This is a genomic window from Flavobacterium sp., assembly GCF_043780635.1.
Lineage (GTDB): Bacteria > Bacteroidota > Bacteroidia > Flavobacteriales > Flavobacteriaceae > Flavobacterium.
Genome location: NZ_JAYWCK010000080.1, coordinates 17,511 through 29,357, shown reverse-complemented (window position 1 = coordinate 29,357; position 11,847 = coordinate 17,511). Strand labels below are relative to the sequence as shown.

The 11,847-nt window shown below is 36.4% G+C and carries 6 protein-coding genes; 1 reads left to right on the top strand and 5 read right to left on the bottom strand.

Annotated elements, in window-relative coordinates; translation table 11 throughout:
* Positions 1-52: 52 nt before the first annotated feature.
* Complete coding sequence (locus ACH2BV_RS07850; RefSeq protein ID WP_395050193.1) at positions 53-1,642, top strand: peptide chain release factor 3; 1,590 nt, start codon at positions 53-55, stop codon at positions 1,640-1,642.
* Between the two features lie 234 nt (positions 1,643-1,876).
* On the opposite strand, the gene ACH2BV_RS07845 is transcribed toward ACH2BV_RS07850, so the two are convergent.
* The 5 genes from ACH2BV_RS07845 to rplL all read right to left on the bottom strand — a co-directional run bounded on the left by ACH2BV_RS07845 (position 1,877) and on the right by rplL (position 11,777).
* On the bottom strand, positions 1,877-2,251 hold the full coding sequence (locus ACH2BV_RS07845) for a hypothetical protein (RefSeq protein ID WP_395050166.1): 375 nt from the start codon (positions 2,249-2,251) through the stop codon (positions 1,877-1,879).
* Between the two features lie 215 nt (positions 2,252-2,466).
* Entirely contained in the window at positions 2,467-2,778 is a 312-nt protein-coding gene (locus tag ACH2BV_RS07840; RefSeq protein ID WP_395050165.1) for a DUF3467 domain-containing protein, read from the bottom strand.
* Between the two features lie 3 nt (positions 2,779-2,781).
* Entirely contained in the window at positions 2,782-7,092 is a 4,311-nt protein-coding gene (rpoC, locus tag ACH2BV_RS07835) for a DNA-directed RNA polymerase subunit beta' (RefSeq protein ID WP_395050164.1), read from the bottom strand.
* 236 nt (positions 7,093-7,328) lie between these two features.
* Positions 7,329-11,141: a DNA-directed RNA polymerase subunit beta gene (rpoB, locus tag ACH2BV_RS07830; protein WP_395050163.1), complete on the bottom strand. Its 3,813-nt coding sequence runs from the start codon at positions 11,139-11,141 to the stop codon at positions 7,329-7,331.
* Between the two features lie 267 nt (positions 11,142-11,408).
* A complete protein-coding gene (gene rplL / locus ACH2BV_RS07825; protein ID WP_143389578.1) occupies positions 11,409-11,777 on the bottom strand; it encodes a 50S ribosomal protein L7/L12 in 369 nt (122 codons plus the stop codon).
* Positions 11,778-11,847: the final 70 nt, after the last annotated feature.

The following is an 11,847-nucleotide window of genomic DNA, read 5'->3' as shown; positions in this document are numbered from 1 at the left end:
TTTTTTGAATTCGCATTTATAAATAGTACTTTTGCAGCCTATTGATACATATATGGGCTTTTTAGAAGAAATACAGCGAAGAAGAACTTTTGGGATAATTTCGCATCCCGATGCAGGTAAAACAACCTTGACAGAAAAGCTGCTCCTTTTTGGAGGCGCTATTCAGGAAGCAGGTGCGGTAAAGAACAACAAAATCAAAAAAGGCGCAACCAGTGACTTTATGGAAATTGAACGCCAGAGAGGAATTTCGGTTTCGACTTCCGTTTTGGCCTTTATTTACAAAGACAAAAAAATAAATATTCTCGATACTCCAGGACACAAGGATTTTGCCGAAGATACTTTTAGAACCTTAACAGCGGTAGACAGCGTAATTGTGGTTATTGACGTTGCCAAAGGGGTCGAAGAACAAACGGAGAAATTAGTTGCTGTGTGCAGGCTTAGAAATATTCCGATCATCGTTTTTATCAATAAATTGGATCGTGAAGGAAAGGATGCTTTTGACCTAATGGACGAAGTGGAACAAAAACTAGGTTTGACCGTTACACCGCTTAGTTTCCCAATAGGAATGGGTTATGATTTCAAGGGAATTTACAATTTGTGGGAAGAAAACATCAATTTGTTTAGTGGCGACAGCCGCAAGAATATAGAAGAAACCATCGCTTTTTCGGATGTTAAAAGTCCGGAACTGGAGAAAATTATTGGTGAAAAACCAGCTTATAAACTACGGGAAGAATTAGAACTGATTGATGAAGTCTATCCAAAATTTGATCGTCAGGATTATTTGGATGGAAAACTACAACCGGTATTTTTTGGATCTGCATTGAACAATTTTGGGGTTCGCGAACTTCTAGATTGCTTTGTCGAAATTGCACCATCGCCAAGAGCCAAAGAATCGGAAACGAGATTAGTAGACCCGAAAGAAGAGGAAATGAGCGGATTTGTCTTTAAAATCCACGCTAATATGGATCCAAAACACCGCGACCGTTTGGCTTTCATAAAAGTTGTTTCCGGCACTTTCGAAAGAAACAAACCATATTACCATGTTCGCCAAAAAAAGAATTTAAAATTCTCGAGTCCGAATGCCTTTTTTGCCGAAAAGAAGGAAATCGTCGATATCTCTTATCCTGGTGACATTGTAGGATTGCACGATACGGGGAATTTTAAGATTGGCGATACATTGACTGAAGGTGAAGTGATGAGTTTCAAAGGGATTCCAAGTTTCTCTCCGGAGCACTTCCGATATATCAACAATGCCGACCCGATGAAAGCCAAACAATTGGATAAAGGAATTGACCAGTTGATGGATGAAGGAGTTGCTCAGTTGTTTACATTGGAAATGAATAACAGAAAAATAATAGGAACGGTGGGTGCGCTTCAATATGAGGTCATCCAATACCGACTGGAACACGAATATGGTGCTAAATGTACCTATGAGAATTTCCCAGTACATAAGGCATGTTGGGTAAAACCTAATGATCCCAAAAGCGAAGAATTCAAGGAATTCAGAAGAATAAAACAAAAATTCCTGGCTCACGATAAATATGGTCAATTGGTTTTCCTTGCCGATTCGGATTTCACGATACAGATGACCCAGAATAAATACCCGAATGTGAAGTTGTTTTTCACTTCGGAATTTGAGTGATTCCAATTCAATTTGTTAATCAATCAAATATAAGTTCGAGTGTCCACGCTTTTGACAGTAATGAGTCATTAGTTCAACTCGACTTCAGTAAATGATAGAAATAGATTAGACTTAAAATATTACCAATTGGTATAAATCAATTAAAGTTGATTTTAAAATCATTTACTTTATTCATAAAAAAAAACGCTAATTCAACAATTAGCGTTTTTTTATATGGTAATTAAAATTTATAACTTAGGCTGTAGCACTCTCAAAGTTTACTGCTTTTTTTAAAAAAGCTTTAATCAATAAACGGTTAGGAGCCATACCGGAAGTCATAAATTGTTTTTTTGTGTTTTCGCCGGCTGGAAGCACTTTTGCATTTGGGTCTTGTTTAGATCCCATAAACCAAAGTACAAAATTCATATTAGAAGCATTAGAAACCGCTTCTTGTTTAGCAACACTAACTTCAGAAGTAGTACTGCTTACTAATGTATTATTCAAATCTATATTATTTTCCACTGCAATTTTCTGAGCAAATGCATTCACATTGGATAATAAAACAAATGCTAACACCATAAATAGGATAGTGATTTTTTTGTTACCGTCTTGTTTAGAAAAATGATTCATAATGACTTTTTTTATATAGAGAACAATTGTTTCTCTTATCTGAGGTCAAAACTAAATCAAACCTAATCTACTAAAAAATATTTTCGATGAAGCACCGTAATACTCGTTAAAAGCACAAAAAACCAAATATTTAAAGCTCAATAAATCAGAACATTGGAGAAATAATTATTTTGATGTAAAAAAGAAAAGGCTCCGTTTCCGGAGCCTTTTATAGATTATGCTTGTCCCGCAGGACCAAAATTTAGCGGTATTGGAGGTTGTTCCGTATCTTTGATTTCGCCGTGAGCGACTTCAAAACGGTGAATGTTTTCTCCAATAGCTTTCAACAATCTTTTGGCATGTTGCGGAGTCAAGACAATTCTTGATTTCACTTTAGCTTTAGGAATACCAGGCATGATAGATACAAAATCCAACACAAACTCGGATGAGGAATGGTTGATTATTGCCAAATTGGAATAAATTCCTTCGGCAGTTTTCTCATCCAACTCAATATCGAGTTGTCCTTGTTGTTGTTTTGGATTGTTCATGTCTTAATAAATATATTCTTCCTTACTAGCCATCATTTCATTGTAATCTTCATTCGAACCTACAATGGTATTGTCATATTCTCTCATACCGGTTCCGGCAGGAATTCTATGACCTACGATTACATTTTCTTTCAATCCTTCTAAGTAATCGATTTTACCTGCTACAGCAGCTTCGTTCAATACTTTAGTAGTTTCTTGGAAAGATGCAGCCGAGATAAACGATTTCGTTTGAAGCGATGCTCTCGTGATACCTTGTAAAACTGGAGTTGCCGTTGCTGTGATAACATCACGAGCCACAACAAGATTTTTATCCGTACGTTTCAATAGTGAGTTTTCATCACGCAATTCACGAGGAGAAATAATCTGACCTGGTTTTAAGGTGCCTGAATCTCCAGCGTCTTCAACTACTTTCATTCCGTATAATTTATCATTTTCAACGATAAAATCTTTGGTGTGAATCAATTGTTCTTCTAGGAATAAAGTATCTCCAGGATCTTGTACTCTTACTTTACGCATCATTTGACGTATTACTACTTCAAAGTGTTTGTCGTTTATTTTTACCCCTTGCAAACGGTATACTTCTTGAATTTCGTTTACCAAATACTGTTGAACAGCAGCTGGACCTTGAATTCTCAAGATATCTTCCGGAGTGATTGCACCATCAGACAATGGAACACCCGCTCTTACAAAGTCATTTTCTTGTACTAAAATTTGGCTAGATAATTTCACCAAGTATTTCTTAACCTCACCAAATTTAGATTCGATAATGATCTCACGGTTTCCTCTTTTGATTTTTCCAAAAGAAACAACACCGTCAATTTCAGAAACGACTGCTGGGTTTGAAGGGTTACGAGCTTCAAGCAACTCGGTAATTCTTGGTAAACCTCCGGTAATATCTCCTGATTTAGAAGAACGACGTGGGATTTTAACCAATACTTTACCTGCTTTAATTTTCTCACCATTTTCAACCATCAAGTGGGCTCCAACTGGTAAGTTATACGAACGAATCAATTCACCGTCTTTACCGTAAACCAATAAAGTAGGAATTAATTTTTTAGCTCTGCCTTCAGAAATTACTTTTTCCTGGAATCCGGTTTGCTCATCAATTTCAACCATGAATGATTGTCCTTGCTCTAAATCTTCGTAAGCAATTTTACCCGTGAATTCCGAAACAATAACTCCATTATATGGATCCCATTTACAAATTGTAGTTCCTTTAGTTACTGATGCACCATCTTTAACAAAGATGCTGGAACCGTAAGGGATGTTGTTTGTACTTAATAAGATACCAGTTTTTTCGTCAATCAATTTCAACTCAGTAGAACGAGATACTACAATATCCACTGCATTACCATCGTTATCTTCGCCTTTAACTGTTTTTAAATCTTCGATTTCTAATTTACCCGCAAATCTTGTAACAATACTAGATTCTTCAGAAATACCTCCCGCAACCCCACCTACGTGGAATGTACGTAATGTTAACTGTGTTCCAGGTTCTCCAATGGATTGAGCGGCAATTACACCAACTGCTTCTCCTTTTTGGGTCATTTTTCCTGTTGCCAAGTTTCTACCGTAACATTTAGCACAAATTCCTTTCAAAGCTTCACAAGTTAATGGAGAACGAACTTCCAATTTTTCAAGTGGAGAAGCCTCGATTAATTTCATGTAGTGTTCCGTAATTTGTTCACCTGCTTCGATGATAAGCTCATTTGTCAAAGGATTGATAACATCTTGCAATGCTACACGTCCTAAGATTCTTTCGCCTAAAGTTTCCACGATTTCTTCGTTCTTTTTCAATGCTGAAACTTCAACACCTCTTAAAGTACCACAATCTACTGTGTTTACAATTACATCCTGAGAAACGTCATGCAATCTTCTTGTTAAGTAACCCGCATCGGCCGTTTTCAAAGCCGTATCCGCAAGACCTTTACGAGCACCGTGAGTAGAGATAAAGTACTCAAGAATCGAAAGACCTTCCTTAAAGTTAGAAAGAATCGGGTTTTCAATAATTTCACCACCACCAGCAGTAGATTTTTTAGGCTTAGCCATCAAACCACGCATACCGGTTAACTGACGAATTTGTTCTTTAGAACCCCTCGCTCCAGAATCAAGCATCATATACACTGAGTTGAAACCTTGTTGGTCTTCTCTAATGTTTTTCATTGCAGTCTCTGTAAGCTGAGCATTTGTTGAAGTCCATACGTCAATAACTTGGTTGTAACGTTCGTTATTGGTGATAAGACCCATATTATAATTTGCAGAAATACCTTCAACTTGCTCTCTGGCATCTGCAATTAATTTTGGTTTTTCATCTGGAATTCTAATATCTCCCAATGAGAATGACAATCCACCTTTGAAGGCAAATTTGTATCCCATATCTTTCATATTGTCCAAGAAGGCAGCCGTTGTAGGTACATTAGTCACGCTTAATACGTGTCCAATAATGTCTCGTAGGTTTTTCTTAGTCAATACATCATTGATATATCCTGCAGCTTCCGGAACTACTTCGTTAAACAATACACGACCGGCAGTTGTTTGGATAATTTTATAAACCAATTCTCCAGCTTCATTAAAATCTTTGGCACGAATTCTCACTCTAGCATTCAATTCTAAACGTCCTTCGTTTAATGCAATATTGGTTTCCTCAGCAGAATAAAAAGTTAAGCCTTCGCCTAAAATTTTGTGTTCTGGAGTAGACAAACGCTCTTTGGTCATATAATATAGACCTAAAACCATGTCTTGAGAAGGTACAGTAATCGGCGCACCATTCGCAGGATTCAGGATATTGTGAGAAGCCAACATTAATAATTGGGCTTCCAAAATAGCTTCTGGTCCTAACGGCAAGTGAACTGCCATTTGATCCCCATCAAAATCCGCATTAAATGCAGTACACACTAAAGGGTGCAATTGGATTGCTTTTCCTTCAATTAATTTTGGTTGGAATGCTTGAATACCTAATCTGTGCAAAGTAGGAGCACGATTCAGTAATATTGGGTGACCTTTGATAACATTTTCAAGGATATCCCAAACTACAGGCTCTTTTTTGTCTATTATTTTCTTAGCTGATTTTACAGTTTTTACAATTCCTCTTTCTATCAATTTACGGATAACGAAAGGTTTGTATAATTCGGCTGCCATATCTTTTGGGATACCACATTCGAACAATTTCAATTCAGGACCTACAACAATTACCGAACGAGCAGAATAATCCACACGTTTTCCAAGTAAGTTTTGACGGAAACGACCTTGTTTTCCTTTAAGGGAATCCGAAAGTGATTTCAACGGTCTGTTTGATTCTGTTTTTACAGCAGATGCTTTTCTTGTATTATCAAAAAGTGAATCTACCGACTCTTGCAACATACGTTTTTCATTTCTTAAGATTACTTCCGGAGCTTTAATCTCCATCAATCTTTTCAAACGGTTGTTACGTATAATTACACGACGGTATAAATCATTTAAATCTGAAGTAGCAAAACGACCACCATCAAGAGGCACAAGAGGACGTAATTCTGGTGGAATTACAGGAACTACTTTCATAATCATCCACTCAGGACGGTTTTCGCGGTTCAAGTTAGACTCACGGAAAGATTCAACAACTTGTAATCTTTTTAAAGCTTCAGTTTTACGTTGTTTAGACGTTTCGTTATTTGCAGAGTGACGCAAGTCATAAGACAATGCATCTAAATCGATACGAGCCAATAAGTCCATAATACATTCTGCTCCCATTTTGGCAACAAATTTATTTGGATCAAAATCATCTAAATATTGATTGTCAGCAGGAAGAGTGTCTAAAATATTCAAATATTCTTCTTCTGTCAAAAAGTCCAATCTTTGTACTGAATCTCCTTCCGGAGTTTTAGCAATACCTGCTTGGATAACAACGTATCTTTCATAATAGATAATCATATCTAATTTCTTAGATGGAAGACCTAATATGTAACCAATTTTATTTGGAAGAGAACGGAAATACCAGATGTGAGCAATTGGCACAACAAGATTGATGTGTCCTACTCTGTCTCTACGTACTTTTTTCTCAGTAACTTCAACACCACAACGGTCACAGATGATTCCTTTGTAGCGAATTCTTTTATATTTACCACAAGCACATTCAAAATCTTTAACTGGTCCGAAAATACGTTCGCAGAAAAGACCATCGCGCTCTGGTTTGTGTGTTCTGTAATTGATAGTTTCTGGTTTCAAAACTTCACCTCTTGACTCTTTCAAGATAGATTCAGGAGAAGCTAGTCCTATCGAAATTTTGTTGAATCTTTTAACAGGATTCTTATCTTTATTATTATTCCTAGTATTCATCATAGTTTTTACTATTGATTTATTTGCAATTAAAAAATTGATTTTCGTACAGACAGTAATGCTAAATCTCTACTTCCTCGGGTTACTTCTCTAAACTTCAAACAAAATTTTTGAAGTGCTAATTATATAGTTTATATAAAAAATCGGAACGGGTTACGGGTCTAAATCCTAAAAACTCTTATAAATGAGTAATCAGTTTTCAAATACTGCTATCTGAAAACTGAATACTGCAAACTTTTTTATTCTTCTAAACGAATGTCAAGTCCAAGACCTTTCAATTCATGCATCAATACATTGAATGATTCTGGCAATCCTGGTTCTGGCATAGACTCTCCCTTAACGATTGCTTCGTAAGTTTTAGCTCTACCAATAACGTCATCCGATTTCACGGTTAATATTTCACGAAGTGTACTTGATGCTCCATAAGCTTCAAGTGCCCAAACCTCCATCTCTCCAAAACGCTGACCTCCAAATTGAGCTTTACCACCCAATGGTTGTTGTGTAATTAATGAGTATGGTCCTATTGATCGTGCGTGCATTTTATCATCAACCATGTGACCCAGTTTCAACATATAGATTACTCCAACTGTTGCAGCCTGGTGAAAACGTTCTCCAGTTCCTCCATCGTATAGATAGGTATGTCCGAAACGTGGAATTCCAGCTTCATCAGTCAATTCGTTGATTTGGTCTAAAGTAGCACCATCAAAAATTGGAGTAGCAAATTTTCTACCCAAGTTCATTCCAGCCCAACCTAAAACCGTTTCATAAATTTGACCAATGTTCATACGTGAAGGCACTCCAAGTGGGTTCAACACAATATCAACAGGTGTTCCGTCTTCTAAGAAAGGCATATCTTCGTGACGTACAATACGAGCAACAATACCTTTGTTACCGTGACGTCCCGCCATTTTATCCCCAACTTTCAGTTTACGTTTTTTAGCAACATATACTTTAGCTAATTTCAAAATTCCTGCTGGCAATTCATCTCCAACAGTAATAGTGAATTTCTCTCTACGTAAGGCTCCTTGTAAATCGTTCAACTTAATTTTATAGTTATGAATTAAATCATTCACCATAGTATTAGTTGTATCGTCGGCAACCCATTGTCCTTTGCTTAAGTGAGCAAAATCTTCGACAGCATAAAGCATTTTTTGTGTGTATTTTTTACCTTTTGGTAAAACTTCTTCACCCAAATCATTCATTACACCTTGAGAGGTTTTTCCATTAACGATCAAGAAAAGTTTCTCAACCAATTTGTCTTTTAATTCAACGAATTTAGTTTCGAATTCTATTTCCAAAGCAGCCAAAGCGTCTTTGTCCTGAGTACGTTTACGTTTGTCTTTTACTGCTCTTGCGAACAGTTTTTTATCTAAAACTACACCGTGTAAAGAAGGAGAAGCTTTCAATGAAGCATCTTTTACATCCCCTGCTTTGTCCCCGAAGATTGCACGAAGCAATTTCTCTTCCGGAGTAGGATCTGATTCTCCTTTTGGAGTGATTTTACCGATAAGAATGTCGCCAGGTTTAACCTCGGCTCCAATTCTAATCATTCCGTTTTCATCTAAATCTTTAGTAGCTTCTTCAGAAACGTTTGGAATATCATTCGTTAATTCTTCGTTACCTAATTTAGTATCTCTAACTTCCAATGAATAATCATCGACGTGAATAGAGGTAAAAATATCGTCACGAACTACTTTTTCAGAAATTACAATCGCATCCTCAAAGTTATATCCTTTCCAAGGCATGAACGCTACTTTTAGGTTACGACCTAAAGCTAATTCACCATTTTGGGTAGCATATCCTTCTGATAATACTTGTCCAAGAGCTACTCTGTCTCCTTTTCTTACGATAGGTTTCAGATTGATACTTGTACTTTGATTGGTTTTTCTGAATTTAATCAGATTGTATGTTTTCTCATCTTCTTCAAAACTTACCATTCTTTCTTCCTCGGAACGGTCGTATTTAATTCTGATGATATTGGCATCTACATATTCAACAACTCCAGGACCTTCAGCATTTATCAATACTCTTGAATCTGAAGCTACCTGACGCTCTAAACCTGTACCAACAATTGGCGCTTCAGGACGTAACAATGGTACAGCCTGACGCATCATGTTAGATCCCATTAATGCTCTATTCGCATCATCATGTTCCAAGAAAGGAATTAACGAAGCTGAAATCGAAGCAATTTGGTTAGGAGCAACATCGGCATAATCTACTTTTGTTGGATCAATAACCGGAAAATCACCTTCCTGACGTGCAATTACATTGTCAGCAAGAATTTTTCCTGTAGCATCCATTTCGATATTTGCCTGAGAAATCATCATTCCTTCTTCTTCCTCTGCGCTTAAGTAAACTGGAGTAGAAACTAAGTCTACCACTCCTTTAGTTACTTTACGGTACGGTGTTTCAATGAAACCCATTCCGTTTACTTTAGCATAAACACCAAGAGAAGATATCAAACCAATGTTTGGTCCCTCTGGAGTTTCAATGGGACATAAACGTCCGTAATGCGTATAGTGAACGTCACGAACCTCAAAACCTGCTCTTTCACGAGAAAGTCCACCTGGTCCAAGTGCAGATAATCTTCTTTTGTGCGTAATCTCGGCTAGTGGATTCGTTTGATCCATAAACTGCGATAACTGGTTGGTACCAAAGAAAGAGTTGATTACTGATGATAATGTTTTGGCATTAATCAAATCAATAGGTGTAAACACCTCGTTATCTCTAACGTTCATTCTCTCACGAATGGTTCTGGCCATACGAGCCAAACCTACACCAAATTGTTGAGACAATTGCTCACCAACTGTTCTAACACGACGGTTTGACAAGTGATCAATATCATCAATATCTGCTTTCGCATTGATTAATTCGATCAAATATTTTACTATGGTAATGATGTCTTCTTTGGTAAGCACTTGCTTTTCCATTGGAGTATCAAGACCCAGTTTTTTGTTAATTCTGTAACGACCTACTTCACCTAAGTTGTAACGTTGGTCAGAGAAAAACAATTTATCTATAATACCACGAGCAGTTTCTTCATCAGGCGGTTCTGCGTTACGCAATTGTCTGTAGATGTGCTCAACGGCTTCTTTTTCGGAATTGGTTGGATCTTTTTGTAGCGTGTTGTGGATGATAGAATAATCAACTGCATTATTATCTTCCTTGTGCAACAAAATAGATTTAACGTTAGAATCAATGATTTCTTCCACATTATCTTTGTCGATAATGGTATCTCTGTCAAGGATTATTTCGTTACGTTCGATAGAAACAACTTCGCCGGTATCTTCATCCACGAAATCTTCATGCCATGTGTTAAGAACACGAGCAGCTAATTTTCTACCTATATATTTTTTAAGCCCTGTTTTAGAAACTTTAATTTCCTCAGCAAGGTCAAAAATCTCAAGGATATCCTTGTCTCTTTCAAAACCAATAGCACGGAATAAAGTGGTTACAGGTAATTTTTTCTTTCTGTCGATATACGCGTACATTACGCTGTTGATATCGGTTGAAAATTCTATCCAAGAACCTTTAAAAGGAATTACTCTGGCAGAATACAATTTTGTTCCATTTGCATGGAATGATTGTCCAAAGAAAACCCCTGGTGAACGGTGCAATTGAGAAACAACAACACGCTCGGCGCCATTGATTACAAAAGTACCAGAAGGAGTCATATAAGGAATTGTTCCAAGATATACATCCTGAACAATTGTTTCAAAATCTTCGTGCTCTGGATCTGTACAATAAAGTTTTAACCTAGCTTTTAAAGGCACACTATACGTAAGCCCTCTTTCAATACATTCTTGAATAGTATAACGCGGTGGATCTACAAAATAATCAAGAAATTCCAATACAAAGTTATTTCTTGTATCTGTAATTGGAAAGTTTTCCATGAAGGTGTTGTATAAACCTTCGTCGCCTCTTTCGTCAGATTTGGTTTCCAATTGGAAGAAATCTTTAAACGATTTAACCTGAACATCTAGGAAATCCGGATAGTCAGGAATATTTTTTGTTGAGGCAAAATTCAATCTTTCAGTCTGATTTGTTATCATCAATGGACAAAATTTTGATTAAAAAAAAGTAATTTTTTGTGTAAAACACAGTTTAACCAATACTTTCTTTTTTAATCAATACCTCTTTAAAAATAATACAAGAGCAAGCTCTATATTTTATTTTCTTTCATCGTATTGATTTAAAAACACTTATGTATTTTAAACTATTTTATAATAAAACGTACTATAATTTTATTATACGAAAAATGGTTTAGGTCTTTGAAAGTGTATTTCAAGACCTAAACCCATTCTCTAAAGCGGGTTGAATTATTTTAATTCAACTACAGCTCCAGCTTCTTCTAAAGATTTTTTAAGACCTTCAGCCTCATCTTTAGAAACACCTTCTTTAACGTTACTTGGAGCGCTATCAACTACATCTTTAGCTTCTTTAAGACCTAAACCTGTAAGTTCTTTTACCATTTTCACAACAGCTAATTTAGAAGGACCAGCTTCTTTTAATACTACTGTAAATTCAGTTTGAACTTCTTCAGCAGCAGCTTCGCCACCACCTGAAACTACTACAGCTGCAGCAGCTGGTTCGATACCGTACTCGTCTTTTAATATTGTTGCTAATTCGTTAACTTCTTTTACTGTTAGGTTAACTAATTGTTCTGCGAATTGTTTCAAATCTGCCATTTTTTCTATCGTTTTAAAATGATTTGTAAAATATAATTTATTTATTGTGCGCGTTTTAATGCACTTAATT

Excerpts from the sequence above, each read along its gene's own strand:
- rpoC (WP_395050164.1), bottom strand. The coding sequence starts at position 7,092 with ATGATGAATACTAGGAATAATAATAAAGATAAGAATCCTGTTAAAAGA.
- ACH2BV_RS07840 (WP_395050165.1), bottom strand. The coding sequence starts at position 2,778 with ATGAACAATCCAAAACAACAACAAGGACAACTCGATATTGAGTTGGAT.
- ACH2BV_RS07850 (WP_395050193.1), top strand. The coding sequence starts at position 53 with ATGGGCTTTTTAGAAGAAATACAGCGAAGAAGAACTTTTGGGATAATT.
- rpoB (WP_395050163.1), bottom strand. The coding sequence starts at position 11,141 with ATGATAACAAATCAGACTGAAAGATTGAATTTTGCCTCAACAAAAAAT.
- rplL (WP_143389578.1), bottom strand. The coding sequence starts at position 11,777 with ATGGCAGATTTGAAACAATTCGCAGAACAATTAGTTAACCTAACAGTA.
- ACH2BV_RS07845 (WP_395050166.1), bottom strand. The coding sequence starts at position 2,251 with ATGAATCATTTTTCTAAACAAGACGGTAACAAAAAAATCACTATCCTA.